The sequence below is a fragment of the Brevundimonas sp. T2-11 genome, from assembly GCF_055397675.1.
In genome coordinates, this window is record NZ_AP027920.1 from 1,941,069 (window position 1) to 1,961,174 (window position 20,106).

Below are 20,106 nucleotides of genomic sequence, written 5' to 3' on the forward strand. Positions count from 1 at the left end.
CCCGTGGCGCCATATGCGGATATCGCCATCGCCGTCGTCGGCGCTCTGGTTCTGGCCTGGATCGCCGACCTGCTGACCGGCCGTCGGGGCCTGGGCGGGACCATTCTGGTCGCCGCGGTGGGCGCCGGCTGCGGCGCCTTCCTGGCCATCCGTGTCTTCGCCGTGGCGACCCTGGGCGACTGGATCTGGATCGTCTGGTCCATGATCGCCGCCATCATCTGTCTGGTCGCCTTCTTCCTGTTCCGGAGCAAGCGCTGATGCCCGTTCGCGCGCGCCGCTTCATCGCCACGATCGGCGTCGTCCTGTTTCTCGCCTTCTGGGTCTGGGGCGCGGTGACGATCAATGACCGGCTGCCGGACATCTGGTGGCTGGACCTGATCTTCTTCACGGTCGCGGGGATCGGCTGGGGCGTACCCCTGATCCCCCTGCTGCGCTGGGCCGAACGCGAACCAGGCACGAAATAGGGCCGGAATTGCAAAAGGGGCCGCCCGAAAGCGACCCCTTTAACCAACCGATTTCCCTGAGGAAATGGTCGGAGCGACAGGATTCGAACCTGCGACCCCTTGACCCCCAGTCAAGTGCGCTACCAGGCTGCGCCACGCTCCGAAGGCGCTCCGTATAGACGGCGATTCCGCAGTCCGCAAACGCTAAAACGCTCTTCGAACAACAAGTTCGCCTCAGCGGCCCAGAACAGCGTCCAGACGCGCCTTCGCCGACTCCAGGTCGGCCAGAACCGCCCCCAGACGCGCGGCGTCAAACGGCGCAGTGACGACGGACACAACGGTCTCCCGCTCCACGTCGGCGTCGATCTCCAGCGCCGTCGCCGGATCGCCGTAGCCGGCCAGACGGGCCAGGCCCTGTTCCTTGTGCAGCCTCTGAACGCCGCGGATCGTCAGCCCTTCGTCGTGAAGCAGGCGACGCACGCCCTTGAGGACCGCGACGTCCTCGGGGCGATAGAAGCGACGGCCGCCTGCACGTTTCACCGGAGCGATGAAGTCGAACTTCGTTTCCCAGAAACGCAGGACATGCTGGGGCGCGCCGACTTCGTCAGCGGCTTCGGAAATGGTGCGAAAGGCGTTCGGGCTTTTGGCCACGGCAGCTTAGCCCTCGACGACCGCGTCGTGGACCCGGCTCTTCATGATCTGCGAGGCGCGGAAGCTGATGACCCGGCGCGGGTTGATCGCCGCCGGCTCGCCCGTCTTGGGATTGCGCCCCATGCGGGCGCGCTTCTCACGCACCTGGAAGACGCCAAAGCCGGACAGCTTCACCGTCTCGCCGCGCTCAAGCGATTCGACGACCAGTTCGAGCGTGCGCTCGACCAGACCGGAGCATTCCTGGCGGGACAGCCCCACCTCTTCATGCACCGCCTCGCACAAATCCGCCCGGGTCAGGGTGTCATGTCCCGTCACTGCGTCTCTCCGCTGCCAATCCGCACGCATAGAAGGGCAAAGTCGCCCCGAATCAAAGCCCTGAATGCAAATCAGAGGCGGAAGGCGCAGGCGCCCCAGGTCAGACCGCCGCCCATGGCCTCGACCAGCACCAGATCCCCGCGCTTGATGCGCCCGTCCTTGATCGCCGCATCCATGGCCAGAGGAATCGAAGCCGCCGAAGTATTGGCGTGCAAGGCCACGGTCGAGATGACCTTGTCCTCATCCAGGCCCAGGCGTTCGCCGACGCCGCGAATGATGCGCTGGTTGGCCTGGTGCGGCACGAACCAGTCGATCTCGGGGATTTCGACGCCCGCCGCCTCGGCCGCGCCGACGATGGCCTCGGCGATGTTGACCACGGCGTGGCGGAAGACCTGATTGCCCAGCATCTTCAGATGGCCGACCGTGCCGGTCGTGGCCGGACCGCCATCGACGTAGAGCATGTCCGACTTGGAGCCGTCGCAGCGCAGGGCGAAGCCCAGCACGCCCTGGTCCGCCTTGGTCCCCTGCCCTTCGCGCGGTTCCAGCACGAAGGCGCCGGCGCCGTCGCCGAACAGGACGCAGGTGGTCCGGTCGGACCAGTCCATCAGCTTGGTCATTTCCTCGGCGCCGATGACCAGGGCGCACTTGGCCATGCCGCGCGCGACGAAGCCGTCGGCCACGCTCATGGCGTAGACGAAGCCCGAGCAGACGGCCTGGACGTCGAAGGCGATGCCGACCGGCGCGCCCAGCTTGCTCTGCACGATGGCGGCGGTGGCGGGGAAGGTCTGATCGGGAGTCGTGGTGGCGACGATGATCAGGTCGACGTCCGCGGCCGTCTTGCCGGCGTCGGCCAGGGCGCGGCGCGCGGCCTCAACGGCCAGATCACTGGTCGGCTCGTCGTCGCGGGCCTGGTGGCGCTGATGAATGCCGGTGCGCTCGACGATCCATTCGTCAGAGGTGTCGACGAACTTCGCCAGGTCGGCGTTGGTGACGACCTTCTCCGGCAGGAAGGAGCCGACGCCGGTCACGGCGCTACGGATGACGCTCACTGGTGGGTCTCCCCGAGGGTTTCGGCGGCGGGTGCGGGTTGCTCCAGGGCGGCGAGCCGCCCCAGGTTGGCCCCGACCTTGGCCATGTAGTCGCTACGCGCCAGATCGACGGCGATGCGGATGGCGTTTCCATAGCCGCGCGGCGTGGCGCCGCCGTGGCTCTTCACGACAATTCCGTTCAGGCCCAGCAAGGGCCCGCCGTTGATGGCGTTGGGATCAATCCTCGCGGCCATGCGCTTCAGCGCCGGCATGGCGATCAAGGCGCCGATCTTGGCGAGCGGACCCGAGGTCAGCGCCTCTTTCAGCAGGGCCGAGATGAATCGCGCCGTGCCCTCGGCCGTCTTCAGGGCGATGTTGCCGGTGAAGCCGTCGGTGACGATCACGTCCACCGTGCCCTTGGCGATGTCGTCGCCCTCGACAAAGCCATGATAGTTCAGAGGGATGCCGCCCTCGCGCAGAATAGCGTGGGCCTCGCGCACCTCGTCATGGCCCTTCATGTCCTCGGAGCCCACGTTCAGCAGGCCGACCGTGGGCTTGGCCACGCCGTGCACCGCCGCCTGGAAGGCCTCGCCCATGATGGCGAACTCGATCAGTTGCTTGGCGTCGCTGCCGATATTGGCGCCGACGTCCAGAACGGCGGTGTAACCGCGCAAGGTCGGCCAGCTGGCGACGATGGCCGGGCGCTCCAGCCCCGGCGCCGCCATGCGCAGGATCAACTTGGAAATGGCCATCAGGGCGCCGGTGTTGCCGGCGGAAACGGCGGCCTTGGCCTCGCCCGTCTTCACCGCCTCGATGGCGTTCCACAGGCTGGAGCCCTTGCCCCGACGCATGGCCTGGGCCGGCTTTTCATCCATGGCCACGACCTTGTCGGTGTGGCGCACGTCGCAGACGGCGTCGCTCAGGGCGCAGCGCGCCATCTCGACGCGAATCGCCGCCTCGTCGCCATGCAGCAGGAAACGCACGCCCTCGCCGTCATGCCGCGAGAGATAGTCCTTCACGCCTCCGACCACGACCGAGGGACCGTGGTCTCCCCCCATGGCGTCAAGCGAGATCAGTGTTGGGGATGCCAAGTGGAAATGGACTCCGTCGCCGTCTTGTCGCGGCGCTTCATATAGGGATGCAGGACGCGAATGTCGCACCCATGGGATGCTACCAGCCCGACGTCAGGTCAACCTTCGCCGGCATCGCCCTTGGATTGCAGGGACTTCAGCACCGCGAAAGGCGAGATTTCCCCCGGTTCCTTGGGCTGTTCGAACACCGCGCCCGGCTTGCGAGGGAAAGGATCCAGGCTCAGCGCCAGCTGTTCGACGACGTATTGCCCCAGATCCAGACTGCCGCCCTCGATCTGATCCGGCGAATCATCGTCCAGTTCCAGGTCGATTTCGCCCTCGTCGTCGGCGTCATCGCGCTCGGCCGCCTCGACCATCTGCACCGAGAACTTGCGATCAACGTGAACCGGCAGGGGCTCCAGCGTCAGGCCGCAGGTCTGGACAGCGTCCGCCGTGACCCGTCCATCCAGACGCCAGCCCGACACCGTCGGAACCAGGTTGATGTCCGCTTCGAATGCGTCCAGCGCCTGAAGGTCCAGAGCGCGGGCGATGCGCTTCATGGACTCGGCGTCCGGCGTCAGGCGACGCTGCACGCCCGCGCCGATCTGATGCAGGCGCAGCGGTTCGCTGTAGGGCAGCGGAGGAAGGTCGGTCATGCAGCGATCTCCGCCCAGGCCGGGGCCCTGGACACGTTTTCAAACGACTGGGCCGTCAGGTTCTGACGCGTCGCCACAGCATAACGCGCCAGGGCGTTTCCAGTCGCCGCATCAGCGCTTTCATAGACGTTCTTGGCCAGCGACGCCGCCAGGGCGTCAACGTCCTCGGCGCGCAAAGGGCCTTCATAGGCGCTCATGCGACCATACAGGGACTCGCCCAGCTTGCGCATCTTCTTGCCGACCGAGACATCGCCGACGCCCAGTTCGCGCAGGGTGTGGTCCAGCGACGAGATATAGGTGTCGAACAGCTTCTGGGCCGCGACCTCGCCGCGCTCGCCGTCCTGCTTCAACCGCAGGAACAGAATCAGGACATGCAGGGTGTAGAGCTCGAACCGCGCGTCGATCCGATCAGCGACGCCCAATGAGGTATAGAAGGCAGGTCGCCGGGCCTGTTCGACGGCCAGGGCATACAGGGCGTCGCCCTGGCGTTCGTCGGGTCGTTGTCGGAAGAGATTTCTAAGCATGAGCCACAGCCCCTTTTTCGCCGCGCCGTTGCACTAGGACGCAGCGCCGGTTAGGTCAAAGACCTTGTTATGCTGAGGCGGACGCTGATGCCCCGAATTACACCGATCTTCGTCGCCGTCGCTCTGGCCGCAGCCGCCGGCGCCTGCGCGCCTGTTGTCGCCACACAGGGCTTCCAGGCGATCGACGCCAAGCCGCAGGATGTCGTGGCCGGAACCGACACGCGGGAGACCGTCCTGGCGCGTCTGGGTTCGCCATCGACGACCTCGACCTTCGAACCTGAGAATGTCTGGTATTATCTGACCCAGACGACCGAGCGCTACACCTACAACAAGGCGCAGGTGTCTCAGCGTACGGTGACCGAAATCACCTTCAACGAAGCCGACGGCAAGGTCGCCGCCGTCCGGACCCTGGGCCTTGAAGATGGCCGGCAGATCGCCATGGAACGTCGCGAAACGCCGACCCGCGGCCGCCAGCTTTCGATCATGGAACAGCTGCTGGGCACCGTCGGCCAAGGCCAGCTGCCGCGCACCGAGGACAATGTCCCGGGACAACGCCGCCCCGACTAAGGCTCCTTATCAGCCCAAAAAATCAGGCCCCGGGGAGCGATCCCCGGGGCCTTTTCGTCAGACGACCTTCCCGCTCGCCAGCACCGCCAGCAGCAGCAAGGCCACGATGTTGGTGATCTTGATCATCGGATTCACCGCCGGGCCGGAGGTGTCCTTGTAGGGATCGCCCACAGTGTCGCCGGTGACGGCGGCCTTATGCGCTTCTGACCCCTTGCCGTGGGTCACGCCGTTCTTGTCGGTGAAGCCTTCCTCGATCAGCTTCTTGGCGTTGTCCCAGGCGCCGCCGCCCGAGGTCATCGAGATGGCCACGAACAGGCCTGTCACGATCACCCCCATCAGCATGGCCCCCAGGGCGGCGAAGGCGTTGGCCTTGTCCGGCTGGATCAGCAGCACCACCACGAACAGGACGATCGGCGACAGGACCGGCAGCAGCGACGGCACGATCATCTCGCGAATGGCCGCGCTGGTCAGGATGTCGACCGCCCGCCCGTACTCCGGCTTGGACTGGAAGGTCATGATGCCGGGGTTCTCGCGGAACTGACGCCGCACCTCGGCCACGACGGCCTCGGCGGCGCGCCCCACAGCCGTCATCGACATGCCGCCGAACAGGAAGGGCAACAGCCCTCCGAACAGCAGGCCTACGACGACATAGGGGTTGGACAGGTCAAAGGCGACCGCGCCCATCCCGTGGAAGAAGCTGCCCGGCGTCGCTTCGGCCGAGAAATGCTTCAGGTCTTCCACATAGGCGGCGAACAGCACCAGAGCGCCCAGGCCCGCCGAACCGATGGCGTAGCCCTTGGTCACGGCCTTGGTGGTGTTGCCCACGGCGTCCAGGGCGTCGGTCGAGACGCGGACTTCGGACGGCAGACCCGCCATCTCGGCTATGCCGCCCGCGTTGTCGGTGACGGGGCCGAAGGCGTCCAGGGCCACGATCATCCCCGCCACGCCCAGCATGGTCGTGGTGGCGATGGCGATGCCGAACAGGCCCGCCAACTGGAAGGCCGCGACGATGCCGACGATGATGGTCAGGGCCGGAAGCGCCGTGGATTCCAGCGACACCGCCAGACCCTGGATGACGTTGGTGCCGTGACCCGAGACCGAGGCGTTGGCCACCGACTTGACCGGACGGAAGCCCGTCCCCGTATAGAACTCGGTGATGACCACGATGGCCGCCGTGACCAGCAGGCCGACGACGCCGGACCAGAACAGGTTCATGGGCTGGATCAGCAGACCGCCAGACGTCTCGACCGCTCCGGGAACCAGTTGGCTGATGACCCACCAGACCGCGACGACCGACAGGACGCCGGTGACGATCAAGCCCTGATACAGGGCCCCCATGATGTTGCCGCTCTTGCCCAGTCGAACGAAGAAGGACCCGATGATCGAGGTCACGATACAGATGCCGCAGATCGCCAGCGGCAGCAGCATCATCACTTCGACATAGGGCTGGTTGCGGAAGAAGATGGCCGCCAGGACCATGGTGGCCACGGTCGTGACCGCATAGGTCTCGAACAGGTCGGCGGCCATGCCGGCGCAGTCTCCGACGTTGTCGCCCACGTTGTCGGCGATGGTGGCGGCGTTGCGGGGATCATCCTCGGGGATGCCGGCCTCGACCTTGCCCACCATGTCGCCGCCCACGTCGGCGCCCTTGGTGAAGATGCCGCCGCCCAGACGCGCGAAGATGGAGATCAGCGAGGCGCCGAAGCCCAGGGCCACCAGGCCGTCGACGACCGCGCGGCTGGTGCTGTCAAAGCCCATGCCCTGGGTCATGAAGGCGTAGTAGCCCGACACGCCCAGAAGCGCGCCGCCCGCCACGAACATGCCGGTGATGGCGCCCGAGCGGAAGGCCAGGTCCAGCCCCTTGGACAGGCTCTCGGACGCCGCCTGGGCCGTGCGCACATTGGCCCGGACCGAGATCAGCATCCCGGCGAACCCGGCCGCGCCGGACAGCACCGCCCCGATCAGGAACCCGAGCGCAGCCCAGGGCCCGATAAGCAAAAAGGCCGCGACCAAGATCACGACCCCCACCATACCAATCGTTGTGTACTGACGCTTCAGATAGGCCGAGGCCCCTTCCTGAATCGCCGCCGCGATTTCTCGCATCCTGTCGTTACCAGTGCCGGCCTTCATCAGGGCGGCGGTCTGGACGGCGCCGTAAAGCACCCCCAGCGCGCCGGCCGCGATGACCAGCCATAGATAGTTCGTCATGGCGTTTCCAAGCCCTTGTGCAACAAGCACACGGATCCTTGGCGCGGGCGGGCTTTGCGCCTCTCACCGCCTTCCGGTCCCCCCGTGCGCCTACGGACGCAACCTCACGTCCCCCGGGAATTGCAGCTTAACAGTGGCAAATGCGACGCCGTGAAGCAACAGCGGTTTCTCAAGCTGGGCTTTAGACGCCCTGCATGCCTGTGCGGCGGCGCGGGGTCTGGCTGACGACCTCGACGCGGGTCACCGCGCCGCGTCCGATCAGGCTCGAGGCCGAGCGGATCAGGCTGGCGCTCAGGGCCGCCGTGTCCAGCGCGACCCAGGTGTCGGGCAGGACAAAGGGCGTCCGGTGCCCGGCCTTGACCAGGGCGTCACGCAGATGCGCTTCCTTGGCGCGAACCGCCTCGACCGTATGGCCCGCCCCCAGGTGCAGCTTCAGCACGATGAAGACGTAGTTGCGCACTCGCCCATCGGTGATGATCGGCAGCCCCATCCCCGGCAGGTTCAGGACGGCGGCGGCGGGCGCGGCCTTCTCGCTGGCCTGTACGGTTCCAGCGACCGTAGAGGCGGTCAGGAGGGCTCCAGCCTGGATCAGGGCGCGTCTTTGCATGGCCCTACCCTGCACGATCCCCCGTTAGGATTCCGTTGCCTAGTCGTGGGTCCAGCCGACGCGAGTCGGCGTAACCGGCTGGCCCAGGTGGCGGACGATCACGCCCTTGCCTTCGACCACGCGGCCGATGCGGGTCAGGCGAAGGTGGCGGCGTTCGGCCTCGCGGCGCAGAGCGTTCTCGGCGCCGGCGGGGACGGTCAGGATGATCTCGTAGTCATCGCCGCCGGTCGCCAGCAGCTCCAGCGCGCCCTGCGGATCGACGCGGCTGTCCAGCCAGGCCTGAGCCGCCGCCGACAGGGGCAGGACCTCCAGATCCAGCTCGAGCCCCACGCCGCTGGCCTCGGCGATGTGGCCCGCATCAGCCAGAAGGCCGTCGGATACGTCGGCGCTGGCGGTGGCCAGACCGCGCACGACGGTGGCGAACTCGACGCGCGGCATGGGGGTGCGGTAAGCGGCCTCCAGCGCGTCCATGCGCTCGGGCTCCAGCGAGAGCGCCCCCTGGACGGCCTGAAGCCCCAGCCAGCCGTCGCCGATCGTGCCGGTGACGAAGACCAAATCACCGGGCCGCGCCCCGCCTCGGCTGACCGTCGAGGAGGACGGCGCCCAGCCCATCAGGGTGGCCGAGAAGCTGGCCGGACCGGGCGTCTTGACCGTGTCGCCGCCCAGCAGGGCGATGTCGAAGATGGCCTGATCGCGCCGCAACCCGGCGACGAAGGCCTCACGCTCGGGCCAGCCGCAGCGTTCGGACCAGTGACAGGCCAGAAGGTAGCCGAACGGCTCGGCCCCCTTGGCCGCTAGGTCGGACAGGTTCACGCGCAGCAGCTTCTGCGCCACCGTGTCCAGCGGGTCGTCGAGCAGGAAGTGGACGCCCTCGACGATCGCGTCCTTGGTCAGGATCAGATCATGTCCCGGACGCGAGGGCAGCACGGCCACGTCGTCGGCCAGCCCCCTCGCCCACTCAGGGTGCGCCAGCGGCTTCAGCAGCCGCTGGATGGTCTCGAATTCACCCGCGACGTCAATCGCGGGCATCGCGCGCCACGCCGTCGAGCGCCGCGTTCACGAACTTCGCCTCCGCATCGTCGAAGAAGGCCTTGGCCAGCTCGACATACTCGTCGATCACGATTTCACGCGGCACGTCAGGCTTCGACTTCAGCTCCCAGGCGCCACAGCGCAGCAGGGCGCGAAGCGTGGCGTCCAGACGTTCCAGACGCCAGTTGGACGCCAGACGCGCCTTGACGGCCTCGTCGATGCCGCGCTGGTCCTCGACCACGCCGTGAACGATGTCCGAGAACCAGTCTTCGTCGGCCTCGGCCAGGGGCGCGCCGTCGATGTCCGCGTCGAAGCGGTGATTGCGGAATTCCTTGACGACGACTTCGACGCCCTCGCCCGCCAGCTCCATCTGGTACAGGGCCTGGACGGCGGCCAGACGGGCGACCGTGCGGGCGCGGCGCTGACGCGAAGTCAGTTGCGGCTCAGCGCGGGCTTTGTCGGCCTCGGCCAGTTGAGCCATGACTTCGGCGACGGTGGCCGGGGTGGTGTTGGTCGGCTCGGTCACGAGGCCAGTCCTCCGCGCAGGCGCTTGCGCAGCGCGATCAGGTCCAGACAGGCGCGGGCGGCGCCGCCGCCCTTGTCGCCCTCGCTCATCCGGGCGCGCGCCCAGGTTTGCTCTTCATCTTCGGTCGTCAGGATGCCGTTGCCGATGGCCAGGCCTTTGAGGCCCAGATGCATGATGCCGGCGGCCGACTGGTCCGAGACGATCTCGAAGTGGTAGGTCTCGCCGCGAATGACGCAGCCCAGGGCGACATAGCCGTCGTAGCGCGGCGCGGTCGGATAGCGGCCGGCCTCTTCGGCCAGGGCGATGGCGGTCGGAACCTCCAGGGCGCCGGGCACGGTGACGACGTCGAACTGCACGCCTTGCGCGCGCAGGGCGTCCTTGGCCCCTTCCAGAAGGGCGTCGGCCAGATCGTCGTAGTAGCGCGCCTCGACGATCAGGACGCGGGTGGGGTCGTTCAGGATTGGTCTTCTCCGTCCATATCGCGCCAGCCCACGATGCGCAGGCCGTAGCCTTCCAGCGCCGTCGGATTGGGCCGCGTCGAGCTCATCACGATCATGTCCTTGACGCCGAGGTCGAGCAGAATCTGCGCCCCGACGCCATAGGCTTTCAGCGAACGATCCACGGCGGCGGGCTTGTCGGCGCCGCCCAGGCGCTCGGCCAGCCCCTGCAGTGCGGGGTCGCGCAGGAAGACCACGACCCCGGGACCGTCATTGGCGGTCAGGGCCTGCATGGCCTTCGGAATATAGTCCTGACGCGCCTCGACATGGCCCAGCAGGTCGGCGGCGAAGTCGATCTGGTGCATACGCACGACGGTCGGCTTGCTCGGGTCAATCTCGCCACGCACCAGGGCGATGTGTTCGGCGCCTTCGATGGTGTTGCGATAGAGGATCAGCTTGAACGGCCCGCCGTGGACGCTCTCGAACGGGGTCTCCAGCACGCGCTCGACGAAGCGCTCGGTGCGACGGCGATAGGCGATCAGGTCGGCGATGGTGCCGATCTTCAGCCCGTGCAGTTGGGCGAAGGCGATCAGATCGGGCATCCGCGCCATCTCGCCGTCGTCCTTGATGATCTCGCAGATCACGCCTGACGGGTTCAGGCCGGCCATGCGGCTGATGTCGACAGCGGCCTCGGTATGGCCGGCGCGGACCAGAACGCCGCCGTCGCGCGCGACCAGGGGGAAGATGTGGCCGGGCGAGACGATGTCGTCCACCCCGCGCGTCGGGTCGGTCGCGACCTGAACCGTGTGCGAACGGTCGGCGGCGGAGATGCCGGTCGTGACGCCTTCCCTGGCCTCGATCGAGACGGTGAAGGCGGTCTTCATGCTCTCGCGATTGTCGGCGGCCATCGGCGGCAGACGCAGCTGCCGGGCGCGGTCGCCGGTCACGGCCAGACAGACCAGGCCGCGGGCATAGCGGATCATGAAGTTGATCTGGTCCGGCGTAGCGAACTGGGCCGGAATGACGATGTCGCCCTCGTTCTCGCGATCCTCGGCGTCCACCAGGATGTAGGGACGGCCGTTGCGGGCGTCTTCGAGAATGTCCTCGATCGGGCTGATCGGGCTGTCGGTATTGTGGACGGCCAGTTTCATCATGCGGTCTCCTGCCACCGCGCGAGGTAGCGCGCCAGCATGTCGATCTCCAGGTTGACCCGGTCGCCGACCTTCAGGCCGCCGAGCGTGGTCGCATCCCACGTGTGCGGAATGATGTTCAAGTCGAAGCGGCGCTCATGCACCCCATTCACGGTCAGGGAAACCCCATCGACGGTGATTGAGCCCTTCGGCGCGATAAATCGGTGCAAAGGCGCAGGCGCCTCGATCACGATGCGGTGCGATCCGCCCTCGGGGGAGATGGAGACGACCTCGCCCAGGCCGTCGACGTGGCCCGAAACGATGTGGCCGCCCAGTTCGTCGCCGAGTTTCGCTGCGCGCTCCAGATTGACGCGCGCCCCCTCGGCCCAGTCGCCCAGCTTCGTCTTCGACAGGGTCTCGCCCGAGACCTCGACTGCGAACCAGCCTTCGCCCTTCTCCGTCACCGTCAGGCAGCAGCCCGCGTGGCTGATGGAGGCGCCGAGGTCGATAGTCGCCGTGTCCCACACGGTTTCGATCTCATAGCGACGGTCGCGGTCGGTTTGGCGGACGCTGCGGACGCGGCCGATGTCGGTGACGATGCCGGTGAACATGAAAGCTCCGGTCCCTTCGGACCCAAAAAACAGAGTCTAATTAGTCTAATTCGTCTGAAATCGCGCCTGGGGAGGCGTCAGGCGCGAACGTAGCGTTCCCACAGGTCGTCTCCGACAGGCTCGACGCCCAGACGACGGAACTTGGGGGCGGCGGCCAGCTTTGCAAGCGCCAGGGAGGCGACGCAGGGCCTGCCCTCCCCGCCCAGCAGGATCGGAGCCCGGAACCACTCGATGGCGTCCACCACGCCCGCCTGCAGGAAGGAGGCGGCGACGCGGCCCCCGCCCTCGATCAGGATGGAGGCGATGTTGCGGGCGGCGAGCGCGTCGAGGACGGCGGCGACGGCGGGGCGGCCCTCGTCATCGGTGACCGCGGCGACCTCGATCTGACCGATGGGATGGGGCGCGACGGTCGTCAAAATCAGGGTGTTTCCGCTCGCCACCCTGGCCGTCGCAGGCGTGCGCAGGCGGCTGTCGAGGACGACGCGCAGGGGATGCGGCCCGGCGTAGTCAGGAAGACGCACGGTCAGTTCGGGGTCGTCGGCCAGCACCGTCTCGACGCCGACGAGGATGGCGTCATGGGTCGCGCGCAGGCGGTGGCCCTGCTGACGCGCCTCTGGCCCGGTGATCCACTGGCTTTCGCCCGTGGCTGTGGCGATGCGACCGTCCAGAGACGTCGCCAGCTTCAGGGTGACGCGCGGGCGCATCAGTCCTGGCCGGACTTGGTCTCGTCGAAGCCCTCGTCTCCGAGGAATTTGGCGAAGTCCGAGGTGTGGCGGAAGTCCTTGTAGACCGAGGCGTAGCGGACGTAGGCGACTTCATCGACCGACTTCAGCGCCTTCATGATGAAGTCGCCGACGATGTGCGAGGGGATCTCGGTCTCGCCCAGGCTTTCCAGCTGGCGCACGATGCGGCTGACCAGCAGCTCGACCTGATCGGGCTGCACGGGACGCTTGCGCAGGGCGATGCCCAGCGAGCGTTCCAGCTTGTCCCGGTCGAAGGGGGTGCGGCGGCCGTTCCGTTTCAGGATGACCAGTTCGCGCAGCTGCACCCGCTCGAAGGTGGTGAAGCGCCCGTTGCACTGCGGACAGGACCGACGGCGGCGGATGGCCGCGCCGTCGTCAGACGGGCGGCTGTCCTTGACCTGGGTGTCGGCGTTTCCGCAGAAGGGGCACTTCATCCAGTCGACCTCTTAGCGATAGATCGGGAAGCGCGCGGTCAGTTCGCGCACCTGGGCGGCGACGCCCGCGACGACGGCCGGATCGGCTTCGTCGCCGCCGTTCATCGACGAGACGACGTCGGCGATCCAGTGGCCGATCTGCTTGAACTCTTCCTCACCGAAGCCGCGCGTGGTGCCGGCCGGGGTGCCCAGACGGACGCCCGAGGTGACGGTGAAGGGCGCGGTGTCAAACGGCACGCCGTTCTTGTTGCAGGTCATCAGGGCCTTCTCGAGCTCATGCTCGGTGGCCTTGCCGGTCACGCCCTTGGGACGCAGGTCGACCAGCATCAGGTGGCTGTCGGTGCCGCCCGAGACGATGGCCAGGCCGCGCTCGACCAGGACGCCGGCCAGGGCCTGGGCGTTCTTGACGACCTGCTGGGCGTAGCCCTTGAACTCGGGCTTCAGCGCCTCGCCGAAGGCCACGGCCTTGGCGGCGATGACGTGCTCCAGCGGACCGCCCTGCAGGCCGGGGAAGACCGCCGAGTTGATCTTCTTGCCCAGATCAACGTCGTTGGACAGGATCATGCCGCCGCGCGGACCGCGCAGGGTCTTGTGCGTCGTGGTGGTGACGACGTGGGCGTGCGGGATCGGGTCGGGATAGACGCCGCCGGCGATCAGACCGGCGTAGTGGGCCATGTCGACCATCAGATAGGCGCCGACGCTGTCCGCGATCTCGCGGAAGCGCTTGAAGTCGATGTGACGCGAATAGGCCGAGGCGCCGGCCAGGATCAGCTTGGGCTTCTCCTTCTGAGCCATTTCGGCGACGTGGTCATAGTCGATCAGGTGGGTGTCTTCCGACACCTTGTAGGTCACGGGGCGGAACCACTTGCCCGACTGGTTGGCGGGCGAGCCGTGGGTCAGGTGACCGCCGCAGGCCAGATCCATGCCCAGGAAGGTGTCGCCGGGCTGCAGCAGGGTGAAGAAGACGGCCTGGTTGGCCTGGGCGCCCGAGTGGGGCTGGACATTGGCGAAAGCGGCGCCGAACAGCTCCTTGGCGCGCTCGCGGGCCAGGTCCTCGGTCACGTCCACGAACTCGCAGCCGCCGTAGTAGCGACGGCCCGGATAGCCCTCGGCGTACTTGTTGGTCAGGACCGAGCCCTGCGCGTCCAGCACCGCCTGCGAGACGATGTTTTCCGAAGCGATCAGCTCGATCTGCTCCTTCTGGCGGCCAAGCTCGCCCTGGATGCCCTTGAAGATCGCCGGATCAGCGTCGGCGAGGCTCTTGGAGAAGTACGAGTCGTGGGTGAAGGCGGTCACTGGCGGGCATCCCGAAGGCTGAGGGCGGAAACGGCGCCCCTATCTAGGCCGCGTCGTCGAACACCACAACATCTAGGGGGTCAGCGCTGTGACAACGCCCGCTTCAGCTTGGCGATCGCCACGCGTTCGACGGCGCGCGGCTCCAGCGCCGGGCCCATGGCGGAGACCTCGACGCCGGTGGCCGTGTGGACGGCCGAGCATTTCACATAGGTCCCGTTGCGAACGAACTCGACGATGACCTCGCCCAGTTCGGGGTCGGTCGTCATGCGGCGACCGGACGGCGCGCGACGTTGCAGTGCGAGAACAGCCTGTCCATCGCATCGACCAGCTTGTCGATCATGCCGTCGTCATGGTTCGGCGACGGGGTGAAGCGCAGGCGCTCGGTCCCCTTGGGCACGGTCGGATAGTTGATCGGCTGGACGTAGATGCCGTGCTCTTCCAGCAGCATGTCCGAGATCAGCTTGCAGTGGACCGGGTTGCCGACATGGACCGGGACGATGTGGCTGACGCTGGGCAGGACCGGGATGCCGGCCTCCAGCAGGCGGCGCTTCAGGGTCTCGGCGCGCTCCTGATGGGCGACGCGCAGTTCCGGGTGAGCCTTGAGGTGGCGAACCGAGGCCAGGGCGCCAGCGGTCAGGGCGGGCGGCAGGCTGGTGGTGAAGATGAAACCGGAGGCCCAGCTGCGCACGGCGTCCACGATCACGGCGTCGGCGGCGATATAGCCGCCCATGACGCCGATGGCCTTGCCCAGGGTGCATTCGATGATGTCGATGCCGTCGAGGACGCCGTCACGCTCGGCCACGCCCGCGCCGGTTTCGCCGTACAGGCCGACCGCGTGGACCTCGTCCAGATAGGTCATGGCGCCATATTTCTTCGCCAAGGCGATGGTGCCGGCGATGTCGGCGATGTCGCCGTCCATCGAATAGACGCTCTCGAAGGCGATCAGCTTGGGCGCGGCGAGAGGCGCGGCGGCCAGCAGTTCCTCAAGATGTTCCAGGTCGTTGTGGCGGTAGATGTGGCGCGGACCGCCGCCGTGGCGGATGCCCTCGATCATCGAGGCGTGGTTCAGGGCGTCAGAGAAGATGATCAGGCCCGGCAGGATCTTCTGCAGGGTCGACAGCGTCGCCTCATTGGCCACATAGCCCGAGGTGAACAGCAGGGCCGCTTCCTTCTGGTGCCAGCTGGCCAGCTCGGCTTCCAGGTCGACCGCCGAACGGGTTGTGCCCGAGATGTTGCGCGTGCCGCCCGCGCCCGCGCCCACGGCCTCGATCTCGGCCGTCATGGCCTCGACCACGACCGGATGCTGGCCCATGCCCAGATAGTCGTTGGAGCACCAGACCACGACGTCCTGTTCGGAGCCGTCCTCGCGCCGACGCACCGCCTGCGGGAACTGACCGCACACGCGCTTCAGATCGGCGAAGACGCGATAGCGACCCTCGCTGCGGACCTGCTCGACCGAGTTTTGAAAGGCGGACTTATAGTCGAACAAGACGGCAGTTCTTTCGCTTATACAGCTTTCCCCGCCTAATTGCGCTCGCCGACCAGCCTTGTCCATGTTCAGAGCCGGACAAAACGTCTCAACCCCTTAATTGATAACGGTTCTCACTTTAGCCGCCCGCGGTCAGAAGACCCCGCCTTCTCGACCCGACGCGGGCTTTTGGGTTGCCCGCAGTCGTCGGCCCTGCGGGACCTCCCGACCCGACGCGGGCTGGCAGCCCCTTTCCTCCCCATTCTATGGGGAGGTGGCGCGGCGGCCAAGCCGACGTGACGGAGGGGCGACTCGACGGCTGATGTCTGCGCCGCCCCCCCCCTCCAACGCTACGCGGTCCCCTTCGCTACTCTGTGGGGAGGAAAAGATCAGCCCAGGGTGTCCAGTCGCCCGCGAAGCATCTGCACCATGGCCGAGAAGTCCTTGCCGCCGTAGCCGAGGCCGTTGAACAGGGCGTACAGGGCCTCGGCCTGAGCGCCGAGCGGGGTCGTGGCGCCGGCCTTGGCGGCGGCGTCCTGGGCCAGCTTCAGATCCTTCAGCATCATGGCGGTGGCGAAACCGCCTTCATAGTCGCGGTTGGACGGGGCGGCCGGGACCGGGCCGGCCCAGGGGTAGTAGTTGCTGACGCTCCAGCACTGGCCCGAGGACTTCGACGCGATCTCGAAGAAGCGCTCCGGCTCCAGACCCAGCTTCTCGGCCAGGGCGATGGCTTCGCAGGTGCCGACCATGGAGATGCCCAGCAGCATGTTGTTGCAGATCTTGGCCGCCTGACCCGCGCCGTGGTCGCCCGCGCGGATGGTGATGCGGCTCATGGGGGCCAGGGCCGGTTCGACGCGGGCGAAGTCGGTCTCGTCGCAGCCGACCATGAAGGCCAGGGTGCCGGCGTCAGCGGCGGCGGTGCCGCCCGAAACGGGGGCGTCAGCGAAGGCGTAGCCGGCCTCGCGGGCCAGACCGGCGACCTTGCGGGCCGTCTCCACATCGATGGTCGAGCAGTCCAGCAGCAGGGCGCTGGTGGGGGCCGCGCCGATGATCTGTTCGGAATAGACGCTGAGGACGTGCGGCCCGGCGGGCAGCATGGTGATGACGATCTCGGCGTCCTTCACGGCCTCGGCGACCGAGGCGACGGTGCGGCACCCGGCCTCGGCGGCGCGTTCCAGCGCGGCGGGCGACAGGTCGAAGGCGGCGACATCATGCCCGGCCTTGGCCTGATTGGCGGCCATGCCGCCGCCCATGTTGCCGAGACCGATGAAGGCGATGCGAGTCATCTGAGCGTTTCCCTTATGGATTTTGGGGCAGGGTTAGCCCCTCCCCGCCCGCTTCGCCAGTCACCTGTTCGACAGTTTCGGCTCAGGCGGGTTTTCTGAACCGCAGCATGAACTGGCTGGTCTTGCCGCGAATGGAGGGGTCGAAGACATTGGCCGTGCGCGGGTCGTCAGGCCGGGCCAGAAGGTCGCTGGAGCCGTCCAGAACAAAACCCGCCGCCTCGACCTCGCGCCGGACCTGATCCACCTCGATGCGGTGCAGGCTGTCAGGCGCCTCCGACCCGGCGCCCGCCGCCGCGTCATGGTCGATGACGACATAGAGGCCGCCCGGCTTCAGGGCCTTGAAAGCTGCAGCATTGACCTTGGCCGCCGTGTCCGTGGCGAAGGGCTTGAGGTGCAGGTCGTGATAGTTCTGGGCGGTGAAGATCAGGTCCAGGCCTTCGGGCCATTCCGGCGCCCCGATGGGCGAGCTGATGGCGTCGGCGTTGTCGAGCGCGGCGGCGGCGGCCAGGGCCTCGCCATAGCTGGCCTGGAAGCCGATGAACTCGGCCGGTTGCCAGGCCGTGACGTGGCCCTCGGGGCCGACGGCGGCGGCGAACAGGCGAGTGAAATAGCCGCCGCCGATGATCATGTCGCCGATCTTCTGACCCGGCTTCACCCCGGCGAAGGCCAGGGTCTCGGCGGCGTGGCGGGCCGTGTCGCGCGCCCGGTCCTCGGTCGTGCGGATGGGGCTGGCCAGGGCGGCCTCGAAGGCGGCGGGCGCCGTCTGGGCCGAGACGACCGGGGCGGTCGTCGCCAATGAGGCGGCGAGGATGACTACAAGGAAGGGACGCATAGGCTGATCCTCCTGTGATTTCAGCCGGTTCAGCCCGGCTTGCGGAAGCGGTAGACGAACTGGTCGGTCTTGCCGCGAATGGCCTCGTCAAAGACGTTCAAGCTGTGGTCGTCGGCGGGGTTGGCGACGGCGGAGGTCTCGCCGTCGAAGACGAAGCCAGCGGCCTCGACTTCGCGGCGCAGCTGGGCGCCCTCGATGCGGTGCAGGGTCTCGACCACGGTGTTGCCGGCGCCGGGCGCGGCCTGATGATCGATGACCACGAACAGGCCGCCAGGCTTCAGGGCCTTGAAGATGTCGGCGTTCATTTTCGTCACATCCACGCCGAACCGGGGGATGTGGAAGTCGTGGTATTCCTGGCTCATGAAGACCAGGTCCAGCGGGGCGTCGAAGGCCATGGCGTCCAGGTCGCCGTTGACGCGGCTGACGTTGGGATAGGCGGCGACCAGGGCGTCGGCGCGCGGGTTTTCGCGCTCGGCCGTGCGGTTCGGCACGAAGGCGTAGACGTGGCCGCCCTCGCCCACGACGCGTGCGAACAGGCGGGTGAAATAGCCGGCGCCGGGGCGGATGTCGGCGACCTTCTGACCCGGCTGCACCTGGGCGAAGGCCAGCATCTCGGCGGGATGGCGCAGAGGGTCGCGCGCGACCTCATCGGCGGGGCGCAGGGTGTCGGCGACGGCGTTCTGATAGGCGGCGGACGGTGCGGTCTGAGCCAGAACCGGCGATGCGGCGGCGACCAGCAGGGCCGAAAGGGCGGCGGCGAGCAGACGGGACTTCATGGGAACCTCCGAAACAGCTGGCCGCATAAGGCGCGTGCAAGAGGCGACTGGCAAGCCGCCTCTCGCCATGAAGATCAGCCCGCCATCGCAGACGGCGACTGCTTCTCCTTCAGCGTCACCAATTCCTCGGCCATGGTCGGGTGGACGGCGCAGGTGGCGTCCCACTGGGCCTTGGTCAGACCCGCCTTCACGGCGATGGCCGCCAGCTGGATCATTTCCGGGCTTTCCGGGCCGACGATGTGGACGCCGACGACGCGCTGACTGTCGGCGTCGACCACCAGCTTCATCAGCACCCGCTCGTCCGAGCCGGTGAAGGCGTACTTCATCGGGCGGAAGCGGGTGACATAGACGTCCACCTCGCCCGGACAGGCGCGGCGGGCCTCGGCCTCGGTCAGGCCGACGACGCCGACCGGCGGCTGGCTGAAGACGGCGGTGGCCACGGCTTCGTAGTCGAAGTGCTGCGGATTGTTCCTGAAGACCGTTTCGTGGAAGGCGACGGCCTCGCGGATGGCCACCGGGGTCAAGTTCATCCGGTCGGTCACGTCGCCGATGGCCCAGATATTATCCGCCGAGGTCTTGGAGAAGGGATCGACGGCGATGGCGCCCTCGTCGTTCAGCTCGACGCCGGCGTTCTCAAGGCCCAGCCCGCGCACATAGGGGACACGGCCGGTGGCGAACATGACCACGTCGGTTTCCAGCGTCATGCCGTTTTCAAGATGGTTGACCAGGCCGGTTTCGGTCTTCTCGATCGACGCATGCTGGCAGCCGAGGATGACCTTGACGCCGCGCTTCTCGATCTCGCCCGCCAGATGGGCGCGCACGTCGTCGTCGAAGCCGCGCAGGATGTTGGGGCCGCGATAGATCAGGGTCGTCTCGACGCCCAGACCCGCAAAGATGCCCGCGAACTCGACCGCGATATAGCCGCCGCCCGCGATCAGGATGCGCTTGGGCAGTTCCGGCAGGTGGAAGGCTTCTTCGGACGTGATGGCGTGTTCGACACCCGGCAGGTCCTCGGGCTTCCACGGACGGCCGCCGGTGGCGATCAGGATTTTCTCGGCGGTGAAGGTCTGGTTCTTGCCGATGATCTCGACGGTGTGGGCGTCCTTCATCACGGCGCGGCCGTGGACCAGATCAACGCCCGCCTTGCCCAGGTTGGCGGCGTAGATGCCCGACAGGCGCGCGATCTCGACGTCCTTGGCCTGAAGGAAGGTGGGCCAGTCGAACTTGGCGTTGTCGAAAGACCAGCCATAACCCTCGGCGATTTCAAGCGCGTGGCTGACCTCGGAGGCCATGACCATGAACTTCTTGGGCACGCAGCCGCGAATGACGCAGGTGCCGCCGACCCGATATTCCTCGGCCACGGCCACCTTCTTGCCGCCCAGGGCGGTCAGGCGCGCCGCGCGCACCCCCCCGGAGCCTGCGCCGATGACGAAGAGGTCATAGTCGTACTGGGTCATCGGGGTCTCCGG

General features: G+C 67.3%; 25 protein-coding genes and 1 tRNA gene. 3 read left to right on the forward strand and 23 right to left on the reverse strand.

Annotated features, from left to right (window positions below; all coding sequences use genetic code 11):
• Window positions 1–3 precede the first annotated feature (3 nt).
• Complete coding sequence (locus ACZ5XO_RS09665) at window positions 4–258, forward strand: transglycosylase (RefSeq protein WP_464162149.1); 255 nt, start codon at window positions 4–6, stop codon at window positions 256–258.
• A complete protein-coding gene (locus ACZ5XO_RS09670) occupies window positions 258–464 on the forward strand; it encodes a DUF2842 domain-containing protein (protein WP_464162150.1) in 207 nt (68 codons plus the stop codon). Before ACZ5XO_RS09665 ends, ACZ5XO_RS09670 begins: the two co-directional genes overlap by 1 nt.
• Before the next feature lie 65 nt (window positions 465–529).
• Here the strand turns inward: ACZ5XO_RS09670 and ACZ5XO_RS09675 are convergent.
• The 7 genes from ACZ5XO_RS09675 to ACZ5XO_RS09705 form a co-directional block, all read right to left on the reverse strand.
• Window positions 530–606: transfer RNA gene (locus ACZ5XO_RS09675), tRNA-Pro, on the reverse strand.
• A 71-nt stretch (window positions 607–677) separates the two neighbouring features.
• Window positions 678–1,094, reverse strand: a complete 417-nt coding sequence (locus tag ACZ5XO_RS09680; protein WP_464162151.1) for a MerR family transcriptional regulator — start codon at window positions 1,092–1,094, stop codon at window positions 678–680.
• Window positions 1,095–1,100: 6 nt separating this feature from the next.
• Entirely contained in the window at window positions 1,101–1,409 is a 309-nt protein-coding gene (locus tag ACZ5XO_RS09685; RefSeq protein ID WP_464162152.1) for an integration host factor subunit alpha, read from the reverse strand.
• A gap of 71 nt (window positions 1,410–1,480) precedes the next feature.
• The gene (locus ACZ5XO_RS09690; protein ID WP_464162153.1) at window positions 1,481–2,458 is read right to left on the reverse strand and encodes a beta-ketoacyl-ACP synthase III; all 978 of its coding nucleotides are present in this window, start codon (window positions 2,456–2,458) and stop codon (window positions 1,481–1,483) included.
• Window positions 2,455–3,495 (reverse strand): phosphate acyltransferase PlsX, encoded by a 1,041-nt coding sequence (gene plsX / locus ACZ5XO_RS09695; RefSeq protein WP_464164895.1) that lies wholly within the window; start codon window positions 3,493–3,495, stop codon window positions 2,455–2,457. Before plsX ends, ACZ5XO_RS09690 begins: the two co-directional genes overlap by 4 nt.
• 131 nt (window positions 3,496–3,626) lie before the next feature.
• Window positions 3,627–4,163: a YceD family protein gene (locus tag ACZ5XO_RS09700; protein ID WP_464162154.1), complete on the reverse strand. Its 537-nt coding sequence runs from the start codon at window positions 4,161–4,163 to the stop codon at window positions 3,627–3,629.
• Window positions 4,160–4,687, reverse strand: a complete 528-nt coding sequence (locus ACZ5XO_RS09705; protein WP_464162155.1) for a ubiquinol-cytochrome C chaperone family protein — start codon at window positions 4,685–4,687, stop codon at window positions 4,160–4,162. The genes ACZ5XO_RS09700 and ACZ5XO_RS09705 overlap by 4 nt, the downstream gene beginning before the upstream one ends.
• A gap of 87 nt (window positions 4,688–4,774) precedes the next feature.
• Here ACZ5XO_RS09705 and bamE point away from each other — a divergent pair, with 87 nt between their 5' ends.
• Window positions 4,775–5,254 carry an outer membrane protein assembly factor BamE domain-containing protein gene (gene bamE, locus ACZ5XO_RS09710; RefSeq protein WP_464162156.1) on the forward strand — a complete coding sequence of 160 codons (480 nt, stop codon included), beginning with the start codon at window positions 4,775–4,777 and terminating at the stop codon, window positions 5,252–5,254.
• 57 nt (window positions 5,255–5,311) lie between these two features.
• On the opposite strand, the gene ACZ5XO_RS09715 is transcribed toward bamE, so the two are convergent.
• From ACZ5XO_RS09715 to gor, 16 genes are all read right to left on the reverse strand, one after another.
• The gene (locus ACZ5XO_RS09715) at window positions 5,312–7,462 is read right to left on the reverse strand and encodes a sodium-translocating pyrophosphatase (RefSeq protein ID WP_464162157.1); all 2,151 of its coding nucleotides are present in this window, start codon (window positions 7,460–7,462) and stop codon (window positions 5,312–5,314) included.
• 181 nt (window positions 7,463–7,643) lie between these two features.
• Entirely contained in the window at window positions 7,644–8,069 is a 426-nt protein-coding gene (locus ACZ5XO_RS09720; protein ID WP_464162158.1) for a hypothetical protein, read from the reverse strand.
• Between the two features lie 39 nt (window positions 8,070–8,108).
• Window positions 8,109–9,098, reverse strand: a complete 990-nt coding sequence (gene thiL / locus ACZ5XO_RS09725) for a thiamine-phosphate kinase (RefSeq protein ID WP_464162159.1) — start codon at window positions 9,096–9,098, stop codon at window positions 8,109–8,111.
• A complete protein-coding gene (gene nusB, locus ACZ5XO_RS09730; protein ID WP_292083372.1) occupies window positions 9,085–9,579 on the reverse strand; it encodes a transcription antitermination factor NusB in 495 nt (164 codons plus the stop codon). The genes thiL and nusB overlap by 14 nt, the downstream gene beginning before the upstream one ends.
• A 41-nt stretch (window positions 9,580–9,620) precedes the next feature.
• On the reverse strand, window positions 9,621–10,085 hold the full coding sequence (gene ribH, locus ACZ5XO_RS09735) for a 6,7-dimethyl-8-ribityllumazine synthase (protein WP_464164897.1): 465 nt from the start codon (window positions 10,083–10,085) through the stop codon (window positions 9,621–9,623).
• Entirely contained in the window at window positions 10,079–11,215 is a 1,137-nt protein-coding gene (gene ribB / locus ACZ5XO_RS09740; protein ID WP_464162160.1) for a 3,4-dihydroxy-2-butanone-4-phosphate synthase, read from the reverse strand. Before ribB ends, ribH begins: the two co-directional genes overlap by 7 nt.
• The gene (locus ACZ5XO_RS09745; protein ID WP_464162161.1) at window positions 11,212–11,802 is read right to left on the reverse strand and encodes a riboflavin synthase; all 591 of its coding nucleotides are present in this window, start codon (window positions 11,800–11,802) and stop codon (window positions 11,212–11,214) included. The genes ribB and ACZ5XO_RS09745 overlap by 4 nt, the downstream gene beginning before the upstream one ends.
• Before the next feature lie 77 nt (window positions 11,803–11,879).
• Window positions 11,880–12,506, reverse strand: coding sequence for a RibD family protein (locus ACZ5XO_RS09750; RefSeq protein ID WP_464162162.1), 627 nt, complete (start codon window positions 12,504–12,506; stop codon window positions 11,880–11,882).
• Window positions 12,506–12,979, reverse strand: coding sequence for a transcriptional regulator NrdR (nrdR, locus tag ACZ5XO_RS09755; protein WP_003164743.1), 474 nt, complete (start codon window positions 12,977–12,979; stop codon window positions 12,506–12,508). The genes ACZ5XO_RS09750 and nrdR overlap by 1 nt, the downstream gene beginning before the upstream one ends.
• 12 nt (window positions 12,980–12,991) lie before the next feature.
• Window positions 12,992–14,275 (reverse strand): serine hydroxymethyltransferase, encoded by a 1,284-nt coding sequence (glyA, locus tag ACZ5XO_RS09760; protein WP_464162163.1) that lies wholly within the window; start codon window positions 14,273–14,275, stop codon window positions 12,992–12,994.
• 80 nt (window positions 14,276–14,355) lie between these two features.
• Window positions 14,356–14,541, reverse strand: coding sequence for a DUF6898 family protein (locus ACZ5XO_RS09765; RefSeq protein WP_464162164.1), 186 nt, complete (start codon window positions 14,539–14,541; stop codon window positions 14,356–14,358).
• Window positions 14,538–15,764, reverse strand: coding sequence for a 5-aminolevulinate synthase (gene hemA / locus ACZ5XO_RS09770; RefSeq protein WP_464162165.1), 1,227 nt, complete (start codon window positions 15,762–15,764; stop codon window positions 14,538–14,540). The genes ACZ5XO_RS09765 and hemA overlap by 4 nt, the downstream gene beginning before the upstream one ends.
• Window positions 15,765–16,132: 368 nt before the next feature.
• Window positions 16,133–17,029 (reverse strand): 3-hydroxyisobutyrate dehydrogenase, encoded by an 897-nt coding sequence (mmsB, locus tag ACZ5XO_RS09775; protein ID WP_464162166.1) that lies wholly within the window; start codon window positions 17,027–17,029, stop codon window positions 16,133–16,135.
• Between the two features lie 82 nt (window positions 17,030–17,111).
• Window positions 17,112–17,861 (reverse strand): class I SAM-dependent methyltransferase, encoded by a 750-nt coding sequence (locus ACZ5XO_RS09780; RefSeq protein ID WP_464162167.1) that lies wholly within the window; start codon window positions 17,859–17,861, stop codon window positions 17,112–17,114.
• 29 nt (window positions 17,862–17,890) lie between these two features.
• Window positions 17,891–18,637, reverse strand: coding sequence for a class I SAM-dependent methyltransferase (locus ACZ5XO_RS09785; RefSeq protein WP_464162168.1), 747 nt, complete (start codon window positions 18,635–18,637; stop codon window positions 17,891–17,893).
• A 74-nt stretch (window positions 18,638–18,711) separates the two neighbouring features.
• Complete coding sequence (gene gor / locus ACZ5XO_RS09790) at window positions 18,712–20,094, reverse strand: glutathione-disulfide reductase (protein ID WP_464162169.1); 1,383 nt, start codon at window positions 20,092–20,094, stop codon at window positions 18,712–18,714.
• Window positions 20,095–20,106: the final 12 nt, after the last annotated feature.

Bases quoted from the DNA above. Each gene is read 5' to 3' on its own strand.
- gor (WP_464162169.1), bottom strand. From the start codon at position 20,094: ATGACCCAGTACGACTATGACCTCTTCGTCATCGGCGCAGGCTCCGGG.
- bamE (WP_464162156.1), top strand. From the start codon at position 4,775: ATGCCCCGAATTACACCGATCTTCGTCGCCGTCGCTCTGGCCGCAGCC.
- ACZ5XO_RS09765 (WP_464162164.1), bottom strand. From the start codon at position 14,541: ATGACGACCGACCCCGAACTGGGCGAGGTCATCGTCGAGTTCGTTCGC.
- nrdR (WP_003164743.1), bottom strand. From the start codon at position 12,979: ATGAAGTGCCCCTTCTGCGGAAACGCCGACACCCAGGTCAAGGACAGC.
- ACZ5XO_RS09720 (WP_464162158.1), bottom strand. From the start codon at position 8,069: ATGCAAAGACGCGCCCTGATCCAGGCTGGAGCCCTCCTGACCGCCTCT.
- ACZ5XO_RS09715 (WP_464162157.1), bottom strand. From the start codon at position 7,462: ATGACGAACTATCTATGGCTGGTCATCGCGGCCGGCGCGCTGGGGGTG.
- ACZ5XO_RS09780 (WP_464162167.1), bottom strand. From the start codon at position 17,861: ATGCGTCCCTTCCTTGTAGTCATCCTCGCCGCCTCATTGGCGACGACC.
- ACZ5XO_RS09700 (WP_464162154.1), bottom strand. From the start codon at position 4,163: ATGACCGACCTTCCTCCGCTGCCCTACAGCGAACCGCTGCGCCTGCAT.
- nusB (WP_292083372.1), bottom strand. From the start codon at position 9,579: ATGGCTCAACTGGCCGAGGCCGACAAAGCCCGCGCTGAGCCGCAACTG.
- ACZ5XO_RS09745 (WP_464162161.1), bottom strand. From the start codon at position 11,802: ATGTTCACCGGCATCGTCACCGACATCGGCCGCGTCCGCAGCGTCCGC.
- plsX (WP_464164895.1), bottom strand. From the start codon at position 3,495: ATGGGGGGAGACCACGGTCCCTCGGTCGTGGTCGGAGGCGTGAAGGAC.
- ACZ5XO_RS09785 (WP_464162168.1), bottom strand. From the start codon at position 18,637: ATGAAGTCCCGTCTGCTCGCCGCCGCCCTTTCGGCCCTGCTGGTCGCC.
- ACZ5XO_RS09670 (WP_464162150.1), top strand. From the start codon at position 258: ATGCCCGTTCGCGCGCGCCGCTTCATCGCCACGATCGGCGTCGTCCTG.
- ACZ5XO_RS09705 (WP_464162155.1), bottom strand. From the start codon at position 4,687: ATGCTTAGAAATCTCTTCCGACAACGACCCGACGAACGCCAGGGCGAC.
- ribB (WP_464162160.1), bottom strand. From the start codon at position 11,215: ATGATGAAACTGGCCGTCCACAATACCGACAGCCCGATCAGCCCGATC.
- ACZ5XO_RS09750 (WP_464162162.1), bottom strand. From the start codon at position 12,506: ATGCGCCCGCGCGTCACCCTGAAGCTGGCGACGTCTCTGGACGGTCGC.
- thiL (WP_464162159.1), bottom strand. From the start codon at position 9,098: ATGCCCGCGATTGACGTCGCGGGTGAATTCGAGACCATCCAGCGGCTG.
- mmsB (WP_464162166.1), bottom strand. From the start codon at position 17,029: ATGACTCGCATCGCCTTCATCGGTCTCGGCAACATGGGCGGCGGCATG.